Source organism: Chitinophaga pendula, from assembly GCF_020386615.1.
Classification (GTDB): domain Bacteria; phylum Bacteroidota; class Bacteroidia; order Chitinophagales; family Chitinophagaceae; genus Chitinophaga; species Chitinophaga pendula.
Genome location: NZ_CP077769.1, coordinates 3,631,025 through 3,651,887, shown reverse-complemented (window position 1 = coordinate 3,651,887; position 20,863 = coordinate 3,631,025). Strand labels below are relative to the sequence as shown.

Genomic DNA, 20,863 nt, shown 5'->3' with positions numbered 1-20,863 from the left:
TCGGGGAGCAGGCCTTTTCGTTTACATCTGACCGATAGTAATATTGTATTTTCCTGCTATTACCTATACGATCTCAGCTATTCCCGCTTGGAATGTAATAAATCCGGAAATCAGCCATTATATTTGTCCACTCAAATTTACTCATGAACACTACGTTTAAGCGTAACCTAATAATAGGTTTTGGCGTTTCCCTATTATTGCTGATAATCAGCTCAGTAGCTTCATTTACAAGTATTAAGGACCTCAATGAGAGTGCAAGATGGGTAGATCATACGGCGGAGGTGATACAGCGTCTGGAGGAGATCAACTCCCGGATGAAGGATGCCGAAACCGGGCAAAGAGGGTATCTGCTGACGGGAGAGGAAGTGTTTTTGGACCCCTACAGAAGCGCCAGCGACAGTGTAGCCCGTACGCTGGAATCCGTAAAGCGGCTGACAGCGGATAATCCGATGCAACAACAGTCCTGCGATGATTTGGAATTACTGATAGGAAAGGTGTTCACGGTATTAAATCAGACAATAACGAAAGGCCGTGCCGGTACCCGTAGTAGTCTGGATACCCTGTTGCTCGGCAAACAGTATATGGACCAGGCCCGGGTACTGATAGGAACCATGGAAGCCCGGGAGCGTCAGTTGATGATACAACGTACGGAAGCAAGAGGAGAACGTACCAACTTTACGCTGATACTGATCGTCATTGCCGCTGTGCTGGCCTTGTTGATCACCAGTGTCTTCTATATGCGGGTGAAGAAGGACGTTGAAGAGCGGGAGCGGTTGCAGGGAGTATTACAGGATAAAGATGAGGATATTACCCGGCGGATCGGCATTATACGGCAGGTCGCAGAGCAGATCTCCAGCGGAGACTACACGGTCCGGGTAAATGATGGAGGAGCCGATGGACTGGGAAATGTGGCCATCTCCCTTAACAGGATGGCCGGATCACTGGAAGCCTCCTTTACCCAACTGGAAGAGCGGGAATGGCTGCAAGCCAGTATGGCGCAGTTGAATGACCGGATGGTGGGGGAGAAAGATACGATCACGCTTTGTAAACATATTGTAGAGACTGTTGCCGACCTCACTCATAGTCAGGTAGGAGCGCTATACCTTTGTCAGGACCAGGAACTGGTATACACGGCAGGTTATGCATTTGCGGCAGGAACCGAGCAACGTGTCATCCCATTCGGTGAAGGGCTTGCGGGGCAGAGTGCTTTAAGTGGGAAGCTGATGTTGTTGCCTGGTATGCAGGAAGATCATATCAGCATCTCTTATGCCACCGGAAAGGCGCGACCGGTCGAAGTAGTGGCGATTCCTGTATTCTATAACGGCCTAATCAAAGCGGTGATCGAACTGGGATCCTTGCAGGCATATTCAGAAAAGGAACTCCGTTTCCTAAGTAACAGTACCCACAACGTAGGCATTGCTATTATTACGGCAGAAAACCGCCGCCGTATGCAGGAGTTGCTGGAAGAGACACAATCCCAATCGGAGGAATTGCAGGCGCAACATTCCGAACTGGAGAATATAAATGCTGAGCTGGAAGCACAGACGGAGAAATTACAGACATCAGAAGAGGAGTTACGCGTTCAGCAGGAAGAGTTGCAACAAGCCAATGCAGAGCAGGAAGAAAGAGCACGATTGCTGGAAGAGCGTAACCTGCTGATCATAGAGAAAAATGCGGAGATACAGCAGAAGGCGGAAGAGCTGGAACAAAGCACCCGCTACAAATCTGAGTTCCTGGCTAATATGTCGCATGAATTGCGGACGCCATTGAATTCTATTCTTTTATTATCCCGCCTGTTATCGGAGAACGTAGAGCAGAACCTTACTTTAGACCAGGTAGAGTCTGCTACTGTGATCCAAAGTTCAGGTAAAGGACTGTTGAACCTGATCGATGAGATACTGGATCTCTCGAAGATAGAGGCTGGTAAGATGGACCTGGAATATGGTACCATAAGTATCAACGACATTGCAGCGGCTATACATGCTTTGTTTGCGCCGGTTGCTGCCGATAAACAACTCGGTTTCCGGATACAGCTGGAGGCCGGTTTGCCGGAGCATATCGAGACAGACAGGATGCGGCTGGAACAGATCATCAGGAACCTGTTGTCCAATGCGCTTAAGTTCACTGCAACAGGAGAGGTGTCGCTTGAGATCAGCCGGTCTGCCATCAAGCAGGGATATATTGACTTTACCGTAAAGGACACAGGTATCGGCATCCCGGAAGACAAACAACGTATCATATTTGAAGCCTTCCAGCAGGCAGATGGGTCTACCCGCCGTAAGTACGGAGGTACGGGGCTGGGATTATCCATCAGCCGCCAGCTGGCCTGGCTGTTGGGTGGTGAGATCCGCCTGGCCAGCGAAGCGGAGAAGGGTAGTGCGTTTACGATCTCTATTCCTGCGCACCGTGAGATGAACCATGTTACGGAGTTGGTTAATACATATACCACCTTGACGCCAGCGGTGACGCCGGTAATAGATCAGCCTACGAACGGACATTTTGTGGCGCCAGAGATACCCGCGGAAATTCCTGATGACCGGCAAGACTGTGTACCAGGAGAACCTGTGATCCTGATCATTGAAGATGATACCCGGTTTGCCAACACCTTGTTGAGTTTTACACGTAACAGGGGCTATAAAGGGCTCGTCGCTGTACAAGGAGATCAAGGTATAGAGATGGCCCGTCAATATTTGCCGTTGGCGATCTTACTAGATCTGCGTTTGCCTGTAATGGATGGATGGCAGGTGATGGATGCGCTCAAACGCGATGCTGTTACCCGGCATATCCCGGTGCATATCATGTCTTCTACGGAGGCACGTAAAGAGAGCCTGTTGAAGGGAGCTGTGGACTTTATCAACAAACCACTGGCGATAGAAGATATGTCTTCCATCTTCACCCGCCTGGAAAATGCGCTTAGTCGTAATCCCCGTAAGGTATTGATCGTAGAAGAGAATATCCGTCATGCTAAAGCGCTGGCATATTACCTGCAGACCTACAATGTACAGACAGAGATCTCTACTACGGTAAATGACAGTATCACGGCCCTACAGCGGGAGCATGTCAACTGTGTGATCCTGGATATGGGAGTGCCCGACCGGCAGGCCTATGAAATGCTGGAGTCCATTAAGTCTAATCCCGGACTGGAAGACCTGCCTATCATTATCTTCACCGGTAAACATTTGTCGCGGGCAGAAGAAGTACGGATCCGGCAATATGCGGACTCTATCGTTGTTAAGACTGCACATTCCTATCAAAGAATGCTGGATGAAGTGGCCTTATTCCTGCATCTCATAGAGGAGGACAAGAAAAGCCCCAATGCAAGACAGCTGCAGAAGTCCGATAAGCTCAAGAGTGTATTACAAGGTAAGACGGTGTTGATTGCAGATGATGATGCGCGTAACATATTCTCCCTGATTAAAGCGTTGGAACAGCATCAGATGAATATCATCTCTGCGACAGATGGTAAGGAAGCTATACAGCAGCTGGAAAGTCATCCTAAAATAGACATCGTATTGATGGACATGATGATGCCGGAGATGGATGGATATGAAACGATCCGCCGGATCAGGGAAAAGCCAGTGTATAGAGAGTTACCGATTCTTGCCGTTACTGCTAAAACGATGGTAGGCGACAGGGAGAAGTGTATACAGGCGGGGGCTTCCGATTATATCTCCAAGCCTGTAGATATCGATCAGCTGGTGTCGCTGCTGCGCGTATGGCTATACGACCGGCTATAGTGACAAATCCTTACCTTTGAGTACCGGCTACCGGTAGCGGACAGGCCGGCCGTTACTTCCACCATATGAAAAAGCGATGCGAAAATTTTTAGGTTATATATTCACGCCGATACATTATTTGTTTTTCGGTCTGTTGCTGGGAATATTTCATCCCATACAATGGATATGTTTGAAGTTAGGCGGCTACTCCGCGCACAAGCGTTCGGTGGATATCCTGAATGGATTGCTTATCCTTACCTATCCGCTGGCAGGCGCTACGGTACGCTTCCGTAATCCTTACCGTTTGCCGGCAGACCGCTCTATCATTTTCGTTTGTAATCACCAGAGCATGTATGATATTCCGCCACTGATCTGGTTCCTGCGTAAGCACCATGCCAAATTCATATCCAAAATAGAGCTGTCCAAGGGGATACCCAGCATATCTTTTAACCAGCGTCATTCCGGAGGGGCTAATATTGACCGTAAGGATTCCAAGCAGGCAATTGCTGAGATCATCAAACTAACGGAACGGATGCGGGTGAATACCTGGTCGGTAATTATTTATCCGGAAGGTACCCGTGCCCGCGATGGGAAGCTGAAGCCATTTGCCATCGGCGGATTGGCGACCTTGTTACGGGAAGTGCCGGGAGCGCTGGTTGTGCCATTGGCGATCAACAATAGTTGGCGGTTGTTCCGCTATGGCGGTTTCCCTTTAAGCTTCGGAGAACGATGCTCCTGGACGGTACTTGAGCCGATAGAGCCGGCGGACAAATCAGCCGTAGATATATTGCATGCCGCAGAAGCTGCCATACATATTTCATTAGGGCAAGTGCCTTTTACACCTTCGCCTATCCCCCCACAGGAGCCATTAAAACAAGACGAGCACCCACCTGTCATTTAATCAGCAGTAAGTGATAGGTTAATAAGGCAAGCGGTTATCGTTGCTTATATGCAAGCAGTCTTAATGCATTCATCACCACCAGTAAGGTAGAGCCTTCGTGTATCATCACAGCAGGCCCAATGCTGGCCACTCCGGCAATCGTCAGTGGTATCAGCAGGGCTACGATGCCAAGGCTGACCCATAGGTTCTGAAGGATAATGCCTTTGGCTTTCCTGCTCAGGCCGATCGCGAAAGGCAGGTTTTCCAGTTTGTCTGCCATCAGTGCCACATCGGCTGTTTCCAGGGCTACATCAGAACCTGCCGCTCCCATGGCAATACCGACCGTACTATTGGCCATCGCCGGTGCATCGTTGACACCGTCGCCTACCATGGCTACCTGGGAGGCTTGTTCCCGCAGCTTTTTAACAGCAGCCACCTTTTCTTCCGGTAGCAGGCTTCCCCAGGCTTCCGTTAGACCCAGGTGGCCAGCTACGGCGTCGGCTACCCGCTGATTATCGCCGGTAAGCATGATCATCCTTTTAATACCGATCTCTTTTAGTTGCTCCAGTGTCGCTTTCGCCTCTTGGCGAGGTACATCCATCAGGGTGATCAGGCCTGTATAGGTATCATCCTCCCGTACAATCATCGTGGTATGGCCCTCTGACTCCAGGGCAGTGGCCTGTTCCAGCAGTGCGGCAGGAGGAGCGGCATTGTCCAGCTCCTCGAATAATGCCCGGTTGCCAATGTAGACTGTTTTACCGGTCACGGTTGCTTTGATACCTTTGCCGAGTACGGCGGCAGCATCCTGTGCTACCGGTATCTCCTGGCCATTCAGCCGTGTTTTTCCATCCCGTACCAGCGCTTTTGCCAGTGGGTGATCACTCTGTGCTTCTACTGCTACTACCGTCTGCAGCAGCTTTTCTTCTGTTACACCATTGTATGGGATCACATTGGTAAGCGCCGGTCTGCCTTGTGTAAGAGTACCTGTTTTATCGAATGCCAGTGCGGTCAATGTGCCCAGGTCTTCAAGGGGACGTCCTCCCTTTATCAGCACGCCGGCTTTCGCCGCGCGGGCAATGCCGCTCAGCACTGCGCTGGGGGTGGATATAGCCAGTGCACAAGGGCTGGCAGCCACCAGTACTGCCATTGCCCGGTAAAAGCTGGCGCTGAATGGCTCATCGATTACGACGAAGGCAAAACACAGTAACACTACCAGTACCAATACCGCCGGTACGAATATCCGCTCGAAGCGGTCCGTGAAGCGCTGGGTGGGGGATTTCTGTGTCTGGGCTTCATTTACCAGCTTTACCAGGCGGGATAATGTAGAGTCTTGCGCCAGCCGGCGTACACTAATCTCGAGAGCGCCATTTCCATTGATGCTGCCGGCAAATACGCTGTGTGCAGGATCTTTTTCGCCGGTATTGGATGGGTCCGTCGCCGGCGACTTGTCTACCGGCACACTTTCGCCGGTAATAGGCGCCTGGTTAACGCTGCTGTTGCCACTGGTGACAATACCATCTGCCGGTATCTTGCTATTCGGTTTTACCACGATGATATCATCCAGGGCCAGTTCGCTGATAGGGACTTCGGTCACCTGACCGCCTTTTTTCAGTAAGGCTGTTTTGGGTGCCAGGGTAGCTAATGCCGCAATGGACTTTTTAGCTTTGTTCATCGCATAGTGTTCAAGTGAATGCCCCAGGCTGAAGAGGAAAAGCAATAAGGCGCCTTCCGCCCATTCTCCCAATATGGCAGCACCGATAGCGGCTACCAGCATCAGGAAATCTATTTCAAAACCACCTTTGCGGATCGTGCTGATAGCCTCGGTCAGGGTAAAATATCCGCCAAATAGGTAGGCGCCGATATAACATACCAGGCTAACCCAGCTGGGTAAACCGCTGACGAAAGATAACCCGTAGCCGATACCAAGTAAAGCGCCACAAAGCAGGCTGAAGATCAACTCAGAATTTTTGCCCAAGGGTCCTCCATGGTCATGATCGTGTCCGTCGCCTTCGCTGTGTTTTTCTTGTGCGTGATCGTGATCATGGGATTCCCCTGGCTGGTGTACATGTCCATCAGCAGTAGCAGGCGTAGTATCCTGGCTGTTGATCTGCAGCCCCTGTTGACGTATCTGCCGGTCTATTTCCTGGGTGGACAATTGCTCCCTGTCATATTCCAGCCGGATAGTGCCTGTTGCCGATACGGCGGCCTCCATGATACCAGGTATGGCTTTCAGGTTATTTTCAATGATCCTGGCATGGCGTACGTGCCGGATGCCAGTAACCTGTATCAGGGTATGTCCGAACTGACGGGTCAGGGTGGCGCCGGCTTGTTGCGCAAGCACCTGTATACGATCTACGCCGATGATATCCGGGTCGTAGTGAAAACACAGTTTAGGCGTAGCCGTTCCTGTATCCGTAATATGTACCTTATCTATACCTTCCCTTCCTTGTAGTAGTTGAATGATCCGCTCCACACAACGGTCCTGCTCATCGGGAATGCCCGGGAGCAATAGCGGTATCTCGATCTTTAGTTTCTGGATAGCTGCCATATCTGGTAAATTAAAAGCTCGTTTAATAAGCATTAGTAGTTACAGCTGATACTATAACTTTCACTGCAAATCTACCCGGTAATCGCGTGCAATGCCATTGCATTTATGCGCGACATCGCTCACATTGGCCCTTTACCAGCAAGCTGGCTTCATCGGCTATATATCCTGGGGGAAGGCGTAGATCAGGTATTTTATAAGAGGGGAGACAATAGGTTTGCCTACAGGAGTGACAGTAAAAATGAACGTGGAGGTCCCGGTGATAAGAGGAAACACAATCATCCTGGCAAAGCGCATATTTAGGCGCGCCGCTGCCATCGTCAATGCTATGTACCAGGCCTTTCTCTTCGAAGGTCTTAAGCGTACGGTAAAGGGTGATACGGTCAGAGCGTTCGAATCCATTTTCCAGGTCCGTGAGGCTGATGGCGCTGTCCCGGTTGTCCAGGAACTCCAGCACCAGCAACCGCATGGCGGTCGGACGTATTGATTTCTGTTGTAGTCGCTCTTCCAATTGCTTTAACATATGCTATGGCTTTAATGATCTGCAGGTGATCAGGATAACTCCATACGAAGCCGGATCAGATCCCGGCATACAATACCGTTTTCAATGATCGGCTCGGGGTAGTGACGTGTGAAATGGTCCGGTTCGATAGCTACCATCCGGAACCCACATTGCTGATAAAGTCGCAACTGATATATGCTGGAATTACCGGTGCATATTTCCAGTGCCTCCAGTTGCTGTGCCCTAGCAACACTGACGGCATGACGCAGTAGTATACGGCCTACACCTCGTCCCTGCCAGGATATATGAACAGCGATATTTTTGATCTCCGCCACCCGGTCTCCTGTGTCTAACAAAACATATACCCCTGTTGTTTCATTATTTTTTACAGACATATAGACTTGCCCTTCATCCAGATAACGGTCTACCATTTCCTGGGAAGGATCTGCCAGTAAAAGCAGGGCATAGGGTGGTGACTCATGCTCCCCCAGCTGGCGTACCAGGGTATGATGATCGGTATGGATAGATTGGGAATACGGCACTTTTCATGGCTATTTATAGAACAAAAGTATTATAAAAGAAATGATTGGCGCTATAAACTGTACAGATATGCGGTATCCTTAGTCGTTAAAAGGGAGGGAAGCCCGCCACTCCTGCGGGGTAAGACCATAATGTTTGCGGAAGGTGGTAGCAAAATACTGGCTGGAAGAAAATCCGCACTTATAAGCAATATCACTGATACTAAGCGGCGGTTCGGTCTGCAATAAGCGGATAGCTTCCTGTAACCGTACGTTCCGCAGAAATTGCATAGGGGTCATGTTCGTCAGCTGCCGGCAATAATAGACAAACCGTGTAACGCCAAGTCCGCAGGCAGCAGCCATAGACTCCAGTGTCCAGGGGTCCTGCAGCGAACGGGGAAGCGATTGTAAAAAATTATTGGCAGAAAGCAGCGTAGGAGAGAAGTCCGTTTGCCTTCCCATATCTCCCTTACGCAGTAACTCCAGCAAACGTATCAACAGCTCGTTAATATATACTTTCAAAGGAGATTCACTCGAAGCGTTGGTGTCAGATTTGATATAGACGGCCAACTGATGGAAGATACGTCTCAACTCCGCATCGGTAGGCCATATCTGTTGTCCGCTGCTGCGCAGCAGGCCCGTCAGCTCGTCCTGGTCTTTGGCCGATAAGACGATCCAGTCCGGCCATCGCCATCTTTCAGTCACCACCGGGTAACCCACATCTATCATAATCCAGGTGAATTTAGCAATATGGAAAAAGGGATCGCCTAACTTATTCGGCTGAGAAGGACGGTTGATCAGCAACTGACCGGGTTTAAGCAGGTGTTCCGATACCTTCTGATCACCATCTTGCAGATATAATGGCATCTCCCCGGATTCCAGGAAAAGAAAACCCAGCGCGTCATTACTAAACCAGTCCACACCGGCTAGGTTATTCTGTAAAATACTAAGACATCCTATCGTAAGGATACCTTCCAATACACCGTCAGGTAGCTGGGGACCCTCAAAATTTCCGCGGGAAAGGCTGAAAGACTCAAGTTTACCACCGGAAGTAATCGCTTCCAGGTTAATCAATTTCTCTTGTCCTTCCTGTTCATAGTTGAAGTGTAACGTTGGTATAGTTTTTTTCATTAGCCAGTTTTCAAAAGTCGCACAGTAATATTGCAGAGGGAAAAAAACGCGGAGAAAATAATAATTCAATAAATATGCCAGACTTATGTAATCCGCTACAGTACAGCATGTATGGAGGAAATATACCCAAGATTGGGTATGTCGTCAAACATACAATTAATAAATATTTATATAAGATTTATCTTCTAATGGACACAAAATAATACTGTTTATTATACTTCACTGAAGGATTCAGCACAGCTATATGATTTACAAATAATACTTTTATTCCAAGAGTATGACCATTATAGCATATTGAAGTGTTTGCAGTGAACAGTTGAAGAGAATCAGACTGGTTTGTTTATCGCCTTATAGAATACTAACAAATACTAATAATAGAAAAACAAGCTTCCATTTTTGCAATAATCATCAACATTAAGTCCAGGTACACTTAATGAATTGATGTGGAGTATTGAAGGTACCGGATATTCATATCCGGTAAACTTATTTGATCCAAATTTATGGGCACAATATGCAGCACACAGGTACATCGAACTTTTTTTCGGGTTCCACGTTATATTCCACAAGTGTTAAATACTGGCCGGGTATTCCTGCCCGGTGACTTGTTTATAACATGCGTACTACGATCTATAACCAACATTAAAAAATTAAAGACATGAGTAAATTTTCCGGATCTTATCAGGTCCCGCCAACACGACGATAATACTGTCATGATCATTGTTGTTACACACGTTACATTATGCACAATACTTACATCACGTACATGTTACTGTTCAAAGTGCTTCAGTGAACGAATCGGCACAATTTTTTTCAAACAGCACAATAATTTAGTCTATACACGAAGGCTCGGTGATGATAGCCTTTCGTCCATTGCATGCAACCGGATGCCTACTACTGGTAGCACATGTCGTTGAAATAAAATTTTTTCCTGCACAATCGAAAAACCTTAAGAACATGGTAGCATTGGTATGGACCCTTTTAGGGCTTATTATTGGAGTGATCGCAAAGAGCCTGCATCATGAGAAAGACCCCGGAGGATGGCTCATTATATTGTTTGTAAGTGTACTCGGCGCCTTCTTCGGAGGCTGGATAGGATGTGAGGTCGGATATGGCAGCGTACACGAACTGAATACATTTAATCTTATACTCGCCGTAGCCGGAGATCTTTTATTACTGCGGTTTTATAGGTTCGAAATGTCACGGTGATCAATATCACACTACATACTGTTACATCATTTCATTGGGGAGAATGTCCCTTTTTATTTTCACTAGTTGTTTGTTTTAAGCACCGGGTAATCTTGCCTGGTGCCCTTTTTCAGGAATTGGTAATGACAGGCGCCCGCATAACTCCCGGCGTTAAACAACGGGTATATGCTGGCGCCTGTCTTGCATTCCGGAAGGAGCGTGAAGTGAGCAGGTCAATTAATGATCCCTGCAAATCGTTGATACAATAACGTTGGACTATGCTCATTCTTGGGTGCATATTTACCGGCAACGATAGGAATATAGATCACTCTTCTCCTGCTGGCTTCTCCTGTTACCGAAGACTTGGCAACCCGATGCCATAACCGGCCGTCATGTACCGTCAGATCTCCCGCTGATGGGATGATAGCAATCTCCTCCGGGTCAGCACGATGATCAAGAAAATATCGCTTACGGAAAAGCATATTGAACAAATGTTGCTTGTGTGTACCCGGAAGGATACGCAGTCCGCCATTCTCCGGTGTTAAGGTACTCAAGTGTAAACCTATATTCAACATAGGCGCCAGCCGAGTACCATAAAATATATCCCTTAACCCGTCTGTATGCCAGCCTAACTGACTGAATTTACTACCAGGCCCATTTACATAGTGATTGAAGACCATCCCGTCCTTTTCGTCTATCCCCAGCCTCGCACCAGGACCTACCAGCGCCAACAGGGACTGCAAACGGTCATCACGTAAAAATGAGCCTAACAATGGTGCATGCTGATTGATGAAAGCAAAACGTTGAACGATCGTCTTACCATTCAGGTCTTTACCGTACTTGATAGGTACGCCATTTATTTTCTTTACATCATGTGAGATCCAGCGGGCCTCCACTTCTGCAGAGGCATCAATGATCTCCTGTACCAGCGTAGGCGGAATGAAATGTTTGAAGTGAATAAATCCGTGTGTATCAAAAAAATCTTGTTGTTCCTGGGTCAATGCGCCCGACAGTGTGTAGGTTGGATAATTAATGGCAGACATAAAAGAAAGCGTTGTCGTGATGAAAAATGGTTGGATATGACGTGCAGTACGGACAAGGTCCGCAGCAATGAATGGGCTGTGATGTAAGGGAAGGAATATGACTAACAGCAACAACAATACAGGCTGGTAGTACCGGGGGAAGGTAAGGCCTGACAGTGGTGGAGTGAATATGTTGTTGCGTTGTTCATGATAGGTACACTATAATACTTGTTGAATAAATGGCTGACGCTAATGACCAGCAGTATCTCCAATATATCTCATTACTATTTTGTTTTGTATAAACCGGCAGCAATACGTTCTATCAATGCTTTGGGTAATAAACGATTCGAAAAGACAGCCAACCGGTTCAGCCATCCGGGTATGATCTCAGCTTTGGATCGGAACATCCCTTTTACCGCAATGGCTGCTACCTTGTCCGGCGTCATCGAATACTTCGCAGTCAGCTCTTTCAGCGGCCCCATACCAGCCCGGTCTATAAATCCGGTATCTACCGGACCTGGCGACAAACAACTTACCGATATAGCGCTGTCCTTCAGTTCATACCTTAAACCCCGCGTAAAACTCACAATAAACGCTTTGGAGGCTGCATATAAACTTACTTCCGGAACAGCCTGGTAAGCCGCTGTACTGGCTACATTCAGCAGGTATGCCTTTGGCTGCTGGTGCAGTAGTGGTAATAACCGATGGCTTAAAGCTACCACCGCCTGCATGTTCAGCTGCAGCATATTCAACTGCAATGGCAGCTCCAGCTTATCAAACGAACCCCAAATACCATATCCGGCATTGTTAACCAATACCGACAGCGGATACGCGTGATCCGTGACCCACTGCCACACCCGGTCCGCTGCATCCGGCAAGGTAAGATCCAATGCCAGGTACGCAACCGGTACATGATAAGTGTCCGTCAGCGAACGGGCCAGCAATTGCAACGCCTGCTCCGAACGGGCTACCAGCAACAACGGATATTGCCGCCTGGCAAGCGAATGCGCGATAGACTTACCAATGCCATTGCTGGCGCCGGTGATCAGTGCATAAGAGGACATACTGAAATTTACTAAATAAACGGATAAACTGGAACGAAACGAATGACCCTTATGCTACACGCCGGAAAAAATAAAGAACGTCAGATCAGGGACATAACCGGTGCCCGCTATGTGATCGCATAACGGGCCGGTCATGCTATGGCTATTATGCAGTATGTTTAATATCTTCCAGCAACACACCGGCTACCGGTGTCGCCGCCCGGTGATCATACACGGCCGACAGCAAGTCCCTGGTTGAAAAATGTTGCTCAAAATAATGATCTACAAAACTATACACGATCTCCTGCGTAGGTGAGATCACATATATCGCCGGAATAGGTACATGCGCGTCAATCCCCGATACCCTGTTCCATACCGGGTCCGCTTCATCAAAGATGCCCACCTTCTTGGCTATCGCATGATCCTTGTCCTGCACAATGCCAAAAGAAAACGCATGCGCATCCAGTAGATCCTGCAACTGTGCCTTGTCCTCGGTAGATAACACCAGCAACCGCCCTCCCATAATACGAATGTCCTCCTGTATATCCTGCAGGTCCAGCAACAACCGCGTACCATACTCATTCCAGTGAATAGAATGGAATGCCAGCACCAACGGCTTATCCAACAACCGGCAAATAGATGTCGGTCCACTCAGATCCTTAAGCGCAGGCGCGGTTACAATACTGTTGTTGTTATGCAGGAAAATAGGGGGCAACGTCGTGCCATTCTGCGCCGGACTGATCTTGCTCTTATAAGCTACAGGGCGCGCAAACTGCTCGGGAAGCTGATAGGTGAGATAGTCTGCAAATCGGTTAATGGCTGGCATCTTAAAAAGATTTAACTGAAAAAATAATGGTTGATAAAACGGACCACGATACAAAAATAGGGAAATATTTTTAATAACCTACAAAATTAGTAGACTAATAAGAAATCTTTTCTCTGCACCCCCTCCGCAGCTGCTCATCCCATATCCGGATAATAGGGTTACTTAGTGCTATATTGTTTACCCCTCACCGGATGGGCTGTAGAAAGTACACGAAAGATGGGCAGGTATGGATAAACAAACACCGTGGGCAGCCAAAGTACTACAGGCTATTGCCCGGCACCCCGAAGTACGGGCCGCCTGGGTGAAAAAACAACCCTGAAAATGTCCTTTTGCACTGTTTTTGTGTCTAAAATAGCCATAGTGGCCACTTTGCATATAGTATTTTTGTAGAACAATTGACAGGCTATCAGAATGGTATGGAACATTATTAATCGATGTTGAATGCAAGCCCATATCACCTTTTCAGATAGTTTAATTGTTACAGGTTAAAACAAGAAAGTGCAAGGATAATTCTTTATCCTTGTTTTTTTGCCCCGTACCTTACGCACAACGGTACTTCACATAATCCCGGGGTAGCTCTCCAAAGGACTTCTTGAAAGAACGCGTGAAGTTGGCCGTATTCTCAAATCCCGTGAGATAGGCGATCTCTTTGATTGAATGCTGCTTGCCACAGAGCAGGTCCCGCGCATACTGCATGCGCTGCGACTGGTAATACTGATAACAGCTCATACCAAATACTGACTTGAATACGATCTTGAATTTGGTCAGACTCATATTACACTTGCGTGCCAGCGTCTCGATAGTAGGAGGGGGGGCTTCAAAATTGCTGACATATTCATCCTTCACCTTCATCAGGTCATTAATGTTGACATGCTGGCTTGCGTCTCCGGGCATCTTGTCCATCTCATACTCCTGGATAAACCACTTGCTGATAAAGTTGTAAGCAGCGCTCAGGCACATAAAACGTTTCACAAAGTCCGGATAAGGTTTATGTACCAAGTCTTCAAATACGGCATTCACCGTATTGAGCAACGGAGGATGGAGGGCAGAAGTGAAACATAGTGCTTCATTTCTCACGAAATGTAACATGAATGGATGACTCAGCATTTTAGTGGCGTGACTCATTTCACTAAGCAGGAAAGAACGGCTCATCACCAGGGAAAAGCTGCGGGTACGTTTGCCGGGTTCATACATGAACATCGCTTTTGACTGTGTACTGTACATAAAGAAACCGTCTCCTTTGATGTCGTGTATCTCGTGGTCTCCCGGTGTCGCCGGCATCAACACATGGGTCTGTGAATGCCCGTAAGCACAGCCGGCTACATAGTTCACCTGTTCTTCACTCACCCGCCGTTCTATAAAGGCGGGCACATGATACACAATGTCCGAAAGTATGCAGGTTAACCCTTCCAGCAGCGGAATACAGATCACATAACCATCGCCTAGCGAACCGGGAACATTAACCCGGTTATTGCTGATCGCTACGACGGTTTTGCTTTCCCTGGCATATACAGTTGCCAGTTGCTCCAGGACACTGTTCGTGGTATCCAGCGTCATGCTGAACTTTAGAATGTTAGACTCCTTCATTGGCCGAAACACTTTTTTATGCAATACAATCCCGTTGGCCTCACCTCGGGGTGGGCGGCAACACGACGTACGGCAGCGCTTTTTCGCTCCTGTTAATAAATAAAGATGATAGGTTAGTCTAAAGAAATGGTTGGGTTGCGTGATAAATACGCCTCTTGCTAGCGTACAATTGACAGTTTAATTGTTCACTTTGCGCTTGTATTCAAAAAAATCGTGCCAAATAATTTTTCAAATACAGGCAACAGCGGTCCTTTTTGCGCTTTTTTTCGCCGACGAATGTCTTTTTGCACTGTTTTTCTGCCCGATAGGATGCAGCCGTAATTAGCTGCTGGCCTATCTTTGCTCCATGAGCATTGGGGTGATAAACTCCTAAATTTGCCCGTTACGCAGGTTAAAATCAAATGCGGAGGATTTTAGCCGGTAGCGGGTATTTTTTTTAATTGTCGCCTTGATATTTATAGCCCCTCCCACGCCCGGCATATCCCATATCCCACTTCACTAACAATCGATCATAAGCCCGCCAGACCCGCATATCCCAACGCCTACCGCTGGAAACTGTCAACTATTTGGCTATCTTCGCGCTCTTAGCGCAATAAATACTATATGCCCCCACCAGATAATACAAACAGGGTGTTTCACATGGCGGCAGATTTCATCAATCAGACCAACCGCCATATCTTCCTGACCGGTAAAGCCGGCACAGGTAAGACCACCTTCCTAAAATACATCCGCGAACACACCCGTAAAAATACAGTAGTGATCGCACCTACCGGCGTCGCCGCTATCAACGCCGGCGGCGTTACCATGCACTCCTTCTTCCAACTGCCTTTCGGACCTTATATCCCCGGCAGCAAAAGAGGATTCGGCGCCGATAATATTTCCACCGACAAGCACACCCTCTTCCGCAATATTCGATTCAATAATGATAAAAAACTATTACTCCAGGAGATGGAGTTGCTGATCATCGACGAGGTCAGTATGGTGCGCTGCGATATGCTCGATGCCATGGATCAGATCCTCCGGCACTACCGCAACCGTCCCTTATTGCCTTTCGGTGGCGTACAGGTATTGTACATCGGCGACCTGTTCCAGCTCCCGCCGGTAATGCCCGAACAGGAATGGCAACTGCTATCACAATACTACGAGAGCCCATTCTTCTTCCATGCAAAGGTCATTGAACAGCAACCTCCTTTATATATCGAGTTGAAGAAAATATACCGGCAGAATGAACAGACTTTTATAGATGTACTCAACCGCGTACGCAATAACCAGGTAGAAGAATATGACCTCTCCCTACTCAACGATCGCTATGACCCTTCCTTCGTAGGACGCGATGGTGAATACATCGTACTCACCACACACAACCGCAAAGCTGATGATATCAACAATGCCCGGCTGTCTGCCATGCCAGGAAAAGTATGGCGCTTCGAAGGCAAGATAGAAGGTGACTTCAGCGACAAAGCATTGCCGACCGACCTCGAACTGCAACTCAAACCTGGCGCACAGGTCATGTTCCTCAAAAATGATATCGCCGAACCCCGCCGCTATTATAATGGCAAGATCGCCGTCGTAAAAGAGATCGCCGCAGATGAGATCATCGTTACCCTCTCCGGCAGCGAAGAAGAAGTAAAAGTAGAAAAAGAAACCTGGCGTAATATCCGCTACACCTTCAATCGCGAACTCGATAGCATCGAAGAAGAAGAGCTGGGCAGCTTCACACAATATCCCCTGCGGTTGGCCTGGGCTATCACCATCCATAAAAGCCAGGGCCTCACCTTCGAAAAAGCAATCATCGATGCAGGATACTCCTTCGCCGCCGGACAGGTATATGTCGCCCTCAGCCGATGTACCTCCCTCGAAGGACTCGTATTGCGCTCCCGCATCAACTACGGTAGCATCCGAACCGACGAACAGGTACTGGCCTTCGCCGATAAAGAAAATGAAGCCAATGAACTGGCCCTCGTACTCGAAATAGAACGTAAAATCTTCTGGTCTAACACCCTCCAGCAGGTATTCGACTGGCAGAAGATGATGATCCTCTTCCGCGCTCACATGGCCTGGCTGCAGGCAGATAAAAAAGTGCCGGAAATGACCGTTCCCCTCGAACTCGCACGCACCCTCATGGCTAAAGCAGGCCATCAGCAGGAAGTAGCCATCAAATTCGTACAGCAACTACGCAGCCTCCTCGATACCGTGGTGCAAACCGGCGAAACCGCACAACTCGAACAGCGGGTCACCAAAGCAGTAGGGTTCTTTACGCAGGCAATACATGATGAACTGATACAGCCGCTAAAAGCCCATATCGCCACGCTGAAAGGAAAAGACTGGCGTAAGTACGTAGTAGAACTACAGGGCCTCGAAGCCGACCTCTGGGGCCGCCTTACCCATATATGGGAAGCCCGGTACGGCGACCTGCGATTCAACAACGGATTGAAAAACTACCTGGCTTCCAAACAACAACAGGCTGCCACTACCGCCACTACTGCCGCGGGCCCCGGTAAGAAACGACCAGAAGTAGGCAGCAGCCGCAAAGGTACCCTGGAACTGTTCCTGGGTGGTAAATCCATCGCCGAAATAGCCACACTACGCCAGCTCGCACTCAGCACCATCGAAAGCCATCTCGTACAGTGCATCAGCCATGGAGAACTGCCCATCGAAAGCTTCATGCCCAAAGCCAAAATAGATAAGATACTCCCGCATGTGAAAGAACTGGGGGTGGCCGCCTCAGGAGCACTCAAAGAACGGTTAGGCAACGATGTATCCTATGCAGAGATACGCGCCGTACAACACTATTTCAAACAACAGACAGACCCCAGCTGATTGGCGCAGGAAAACAGTATCTTAGCAACTATATCGCATAAACCTTAGTCACATGGAATATCTCATCATCAGAAAAGACGAACGAGGCCTCAAACAGCTGGAATGGCTACAAAGCAATTTCCTGTTCAGCTTCTCCAGTTACTACAACCCCGCCAGGAGCGGACTGGGACTGCTGCGCGTATTCAATGACGATTATGTAAAACCAGGACAAGGGTTCGGCCTGCATCCCCATGTGAACATGGAGATCATCTCCATCATGCTGCAAGGCAATATGAACCACAAAGACAGCATGGGCTACAGCGAAGTAGTATCCAAAGACTGGGTACAGATCATGAGCGCCGGCACCGGCCTGCGCCACGAAGAATATAATGTCGGAGAAGAAGAGGTCAACTTCCTCCAGATATGGATAGAACCCAAACTGCAAAATATCACACCGCGCTACCAACGTCGCCAGTTCCCCGAAGAACAACGGCATAACCGACTCGTGACCGTCGTGAGCAACGAAGAAGGACAGGGACACTGCTGGATCAACCAGAACGCACGTATCAAACTGGGCTACTTCGATGCCGGCAATATCGTGGAATATGCCTTCCAGCATACTAACAAATGCCTCCTCATCTATGTCATTAGCGGCAGCCTGGAAATTGCAGGACAACAACTGCAAGAACGCGACGCCATGGGCATCTGGAATACCGGCGGTATCAATATCACCTGCACCAGCACCGCACGCTTCGCCATCGTAGAATCACCCATCAACCACTAGGCTATCTATGGATTATCAACCGCTGAAATATATCTACCGGCCAGTGCCGGGGGAGTCGTACACCCTCTTGTTACTACATGGCACCGGTGGCGACGAACAGGACCTGCTATCCTTAGCACATTACTTCGGGAATAACATGAACCTGCTTAGCTTACGTGGCAACGTACTGGAACATGGAATGCCGCGTTTCTTCCGGCGTATCAGCATGGGGGTCTTCGATGAAGATGACCTCCGCTTCCGCACCGGCGAAATGGCCGCCTGCATACAGGGACTATCCAAACAGGAAGGATTCGACCCCAACAAGATCATCGCATTAGGCTATTCCAATGGCGCCAATATCGCCGCCGCTTCATTACTGTTATACCCCTCGCTGCTAGCCGGCGCTATCCTCTTCCGCCCCATGCGCCCCTTCCGCGAAGAGGTGACCCCGCCCGGTTTCCATACCGCCGTACCCGTATTCATGAGCTCCGGCGCCCAAGACCCCACCGTCGCCGAAGGCGCCAGCGAAGCCTACGCCACCTGGATGCAGACGCTGGGCTTCCAGGTACAACATGAGGTACTGCCCGCCGGTCACCAGCTCACCCATCGCGATATCGAACTGGCCGCCACCTGGTGCCGTGAACATTTCCCCGCTGCCTTTTAATACCATCCCTCGCTCACCATACCAACTACTTTGGATGCAAAAAGCTGCAATAATGTGCATGGATGTGCAAAAATGCCTCGTAATTAACTGACAATGAGAAGATTAAGTCCTCAGGTCCACCTCTCCCTTAACATTCGTATAGTCATCCTGTATCATTCGTATAAGTAAAGCCTGCTCGAAGCCTATCCACCATTGTTTAATATATGATAGATAAGTATATTTTATATCTTTACCGTATATAAAGAATGCCTATGAAAAAGATCTTCCTCGCCAGCACGCTCCTGGCAGCCTCCTTCGCTTGCAAAAAAGACAGCGACAGCACCCGGCCAGATACTAAAGCCACACCAAAAGATAGCCTCGTTACCTATACCGGTGTCGCCCTCTATGCCAAACCCAATGACCCTGTCAATGGCCGCCTCTTCTCCACCTTATCAGGTAAAATATATACTGACAATGCCATCCCCGATACGATCGGCCAGCATATCGATATTGCCTTTAACAACTTCGGCGCCTACTCCCTGTTCTTCACCAGCCCTACCGACGAAGCGACATTGGGCTTTAAAATACCGGGGGCCAGGACTTCCTTCGTGCTCAATATGCCCGACGCACAGGTATTCTCCTCCGCCTGGTTCGATACCCTCCGCCATGCCAGCGCCCTGGATACCCTAAAGATCACCACCGACCAGGAAAGTTTCGAAGCGGCCAACACCCCGCATGTTGTATTGTTCCGCAATGCCGCAGGAAAACGGGGCGCTATCAAAGTCAAATCCTTTAACCAGCAACTGCTGATCGACGTTAAAGTACAGTACTGATCTCCGCAACACCGCCTTTTTAATCGTTTATTCACAATTCATAACTGGAAATTCATACTTTGTTGTATCGTATCAGCCGAACCAGTATTTTAACGATTCGATTATATTTTTAACTGATACGAAGATGAAGGTTGGATTGTTTATTCCTTGTTATATAGACCAGTTCTATCCACAGGTAGGTATCGCCACGCTGCAATTGCTCAGAAAACTAGGTTGTGAAGTAGAATACCCGCAGGGACAAACCTGCTGCGGTCAGCCTATGGCCAACTCCGGGTACGAACACCTGACCACCGGTTGTAATAAGAACTTCACCCGGCAGTTCAGGGGGTATGATTATATCGTAGGCCCCTCCGGTAGCTGCGTATTACATATCAAAGAGCACCTCCACTTACCCGGCGAAGAAGAGGCCGCCACTCACATCCGGCACCATATATATGAACTGGTAGAATTCCTGACCGATGTGTTGCAGATCACACAGCTCGATGCCCGATTCCCCCATAAAGTAGGCATACACCAGAGCTGCCATGGACAACGCGGCCTGGGCCTCTCGCAAATGAGCGAGCTGGTAGCGCCGGCCTACTCCAAACCATTACAGTTATTACAACTGGTCAAAGACCTCGAACTGATCTCACTCAAACGTACCGACGAATGCTGCGGCTTCGGAGGCACCTTCTGCGTCACCGAAGAAGCCGTGTCCGTGAAAATGGGAAAAGACCGTATCGCCGACCATATACAACATGGCGCCGAATATATCACCGGCCTGGATGTTAGCTGCCTCATGCACATGGACGGTATCCTGCGCAGGCAACAAAGCCCGGTCAAAGTATTACACATCGCCGAAATACTCAATCATAGCTGATACCAATTACC

The 20,863-nt window shown here is 48.6% G+C and carries 16 protein-coding genes; 8 read left to right on the top strand and 8 right to left on the bottom strand.

Going from position 1 to position 20,863, the window contains the following annotated elements; all coding sequences use genetic code 11:
* Positions 1–143 precede the first annotated feature (143 nt).
* Both KTO58_RS12825 and KTO58_RS12820 read left to right on the top strand, forming a co-directional pair.
* Complete coding sequence (locus KTO58_RS12825) at positions 144–3,737, top strand: response regulator (protein WP_095838985.1); 3,594 nt, start codon at positions 144–146, stop codon at positions 3,735–3,737.
* 76 nt (positions 3,738–3,813) lie between these two features.
* The gene (locus tag KTO58_RS12820) at positions 3,814–4,617 is read left to right on the top strand and encodes a lysophospholipid acyltransferase family protein (protein ID WP_095838986.1); all 804 of its coding nucleotides are present in this window, start codon (positions 3,814–3,816) and stop codon (positions 4,615–4,617) included.
* 34 nt (positions 4,618–4,651) lie between these two features.
* Here KTO58_RS12820 and KTO58_RS12815 read toward each other — a convergent pair whose 3' ends face one another.
* The 4 genes from KTO58_RS12815 to KTO58_RS12800 form a co-directional block, all read right to left on the bottom strand.
* Positions 4,652–7,144 carry a heavy metal translocating P-type ATPase gene (locus tag KTO58_RS12815; protein WP_225860233.1) on the bottom strand — a complete coding sequence of 831 codons (2,493 nt, stop codon included), beginning with the start codon at positions 7,142–7,144 and terminating at the stop codon, positions 4,652–4,654.
* A 103-nt stretch (positions 7,145–7,247) separates the two neighbouring features.
* Positions 7,248–7,664, bottom strand: a complete 417-nt coding sequence (locus KTO58_RS12810; protein WP_095838987.1) for a Fur family transcriptional regulator — start codon at positions 7,662–7,664, stop codon at positions 7,248–7,250.
* Between the two features lie 29 nt (positions 7,665–7,693).
* A complete protein-coding gene (locus KTO58_RS12805; RefSeq protein WP_198314921.1) occupies positions 7,694–8,185 on the bottom strand; it encodes a GNAT family N-acetyltransferase in 492 nt (163 codons plus the stop codon).
* Positions 8,186–8,263: 78 nt separating this feature from the next.
* Positions 8,264–9,292 (bottom strand): helix-turn-helix transcriptional regulator, encoded by a 1,029-nt coding sequence (locus KTO58_RS12800; protein WP_095838988.1) that lies wholly within the window; start codon positions 9,290–9,292, stop codon positions 8,264–8,266.
* Positions 9,293–10,246: 954 nt separating this feature from the next.
* Between KTO58_RS12800 and KTO58_RS12795 the strand changes: the two genes are divergently transcribed.
* A complete protein-coding gene (locus tag KTO58_RS12795; RefSeq protein ID WP_095838989.1) occupies positions 10,247–10,498 on the top strand; it encodes a GlsB/YeaQ/YmgE family stress response membrane protein in 252 nt (83 codons plus the stop codon).
* Between the two features lie 212 nt (positions 10,499–10,710).
* On the opposite strand, the gene KTO58_RS12790 is transcribed toward KTO58_RS12795, so the two are convergent.
* From KTO58_RS12790 to KTO58_RS12775, 4 genes are all read right to left on the bottom strand, one after another.
* A complete protein-coding gene (locus KTO58_RS12790; RefSeq protein ID WP_095838990.1) occupies positions 10,711–11,520 on the bottom strand; it encodes a phytanoyl-CoA dioxygenase family protein in 810 nt (269 codons plus the stop codon).
* A 263-nt stretch (positions 11,521–11,783) separates the two neighbouring features.
* Complete coding sequence (locus KTO58_RS12785) at positions 11,784–12,563, bottom strand: SDR family NAD(P)-dependent oxidoreductase (RefSeq protein ID WP_095838991.1); 780 nt, start codon at positions 12,561–12,563, stop codon at positions 11,784–11,786.
* 145 nt (positions 12,564–12,708) lie between these two features.
* Positions 12,709–13,368, bottom strand: a complete 660-nt coding sequence (locus KTO58_RS12780; protein WP_095838992.1) for a redoxin domain-containing protein — start codon at positions 13,366–13,368, stop codon at positions 12,709–12,711.
* Positions 13,369–13,908: 540 nt separating this feature from the next.
* Positions 13,909–14,955 (bottom strand): helix-turn-helix transcriptional regulator, encoded by a 1,047-nt coding sequence (locus KTO58_RS12775; protein ID WP_095838993.1) that lies wholly within the window; start codon positions 14,953–14,955, stop codon positions 13,909–13,911.
* Positions 14,956–15,558: 603 nt separating this feature from the next.
* Here KTO58_RS12775 and KTO58_RS28795 point away from each other — a divergent pair.
* The 5 genes from KTO58_RS28795 to KTO58_RS12740 all read left to right on the top strand — a co-directional run bounded on the left by KTO58_RS28795 (position 15,559) and on the right by KTO58_RS12740 (position 20,852).
* Positions 15,559–17,775, top strand: coding sequence for a helix-turn-helix domain-containing protein (locus KTO58_RS28795; RefSeq protein ID WP_095838994.1), 2,217 nt, complete (start codon positions 15,559–15,561; stop codon positions 17,773–17,775).
* A gap of 52 nt (positions 17,776–17,827) precedes the next feature.
* Complete coding sequence (locus KTO58_RS12755) at positions 17,828–18,538, top strand: pirin family protein (RefSeq protein ID WP_095838995.1); 711 nt, start codon at positions 17,828–17,830, stop codon at positions 18,536–18,538.
* A 7-nt stretch (positions 18,539–18,545) separates the two neighbouring features.
* Complete coding sequence (locus tag KTO58_RS12750) at positions 18,546–19,181, top strand: alpha/beta hydrolase (protein WP_095838996.1); 636 nt, start codon at positions 18,546–18,548, stop codon at positions 19,179–19,181.
* Positions 19,182–19,432: 251 nt separating this feature from the next.
* Positions 19,433–19,993, top strand: a complete 561-nt coding sequence (locus KTO58_RS12745) for a hypothetical protein (RefSeq protein WP_157752992.1) — start codon at positions 19,433–19,435, stop codon at positions 19,991–19,993.
* Between the two features lie 124 nt (positions 19,994–20,117).
* Positions 20,118–20,852, top strand: a complete 735-nt coding sequence (locus KTO58_RS12740) for a (Fe-S)-binding protein (protein ID WP_095838998.1) — start codon at positions 20,118–20,120, stop codon at positions 20,850–20,852.
* The last annotated feature ends 11 nt before the right edge of the window (positions 20,853–20,863 follow it).

Excerpts from the sequence above, each read along its gene's own strand:
- KTO58_RS12825 (WP_095838985.1), top strand. The coding sequence starts at position 144 with ATGAACACTACGTTTAAGCGTAACCTAATAATAGGTTTTGGCGTTTCC.
- KTO58_RS12820 (WP_095838986.1), top strand. The coding sequence starts at position 3,814 with ATGCGAAAATTTTTAGGTTATATATTCACGCCGATACATTATTTGTTT.
- KTO58_RS12815 (WP_225860233.1), bottom strand. The coding sequence starts at position 7,144 with ATGGCAGCTATCCAGAAACTAAAGATCGAGATACCGCTATTGCTCCCG.
- KTO58_RS12810 (WP_095838987.1), bottom strand. The coding sequence starts at position 7,664 with ATGTTAAAGCAATTGGAAGAGCGACTACAACAGAAATCAATACGTCCG.
- KTO58_RS12800 (WP_095838988.1), bottom strand. The coding sequence starts at position 9,292 with ATGAAAAAAACTATACCAACGTTACACTTCAACTATGAACAGGAAGGA.
- KTO58_RS12795 (WP_095838989.1), top strand. The coding sequence starts at position 10,247 with ATGGTAGCATTGGTATGGACCCTTTTAGGGCTTATTATTGGAGTGATC.
- KTO58_RS12790 (WP_095838990.1), bottom strand. The coding sequence starts at position 11,520 with ATGTCTGCCATTAATTATCCAACCTACACACTGTCGGGCGCATTGACC.
- KTO58_RS12785 (WP_095838991.1), bottom strand. The coding sequence starts at position 12,563 with ATGTCCTCTTATGCACTGATCACCGGCGCCAGCAATGGCATTGGTAAG.
- KTO58_RS12780 (WP_095838992.1), bottom strand. The coding sequence starts at position 13,368 with ATGCCAGCCATTAACCGATTTGCAGACTATCTCACCTATCAGCTTCCC.
- KTO58_RS12775 (WP_095838993.1), bottom strand. The coding sequence starts at position 14,955 with ATGAAGGAGTCTAACATTCTAAAGTTCAGCATGACGCTGGATACCACG.
- KTO58_RS28795 (WP_095838994.1), top strand. The coding sequence starts at position 15,559 with ATGCCCCCACCAGATAATACAAACAGGGTGTTTCACATGGCGGCAGAT.
- KTO58_RS12755 (WP_095838995.1), top strand. The coding sequence starts at position 17,828 with ATGGAATATCTCATCATCAGAAAAGACGAACGAGGCCTCAAACAGCTG.
- KTO58_RS12750 (WP_095838996.1), top strand. The coding sequence starts at position 18,546 with ATGGATTATCAACCGCTGAAATATATCTACCGGCCAGTGCCGGGGGAG.
- KTO58_RS12745 (WP_157752992.1), top strand. The coding sequence starts at position 19,433 with ATGAAAAAGATCTTCCTCGCCAGCACGCTCCTGGCAGCCTCCTTCGCT.
- KTO58_RS12740 (WP_095838998.1), top strand. The coding sequence starts at position 20,118 with ATGAAGGTTGGATTGTTTATTCCTTGTTATATAGACCAGTTCTATCCA.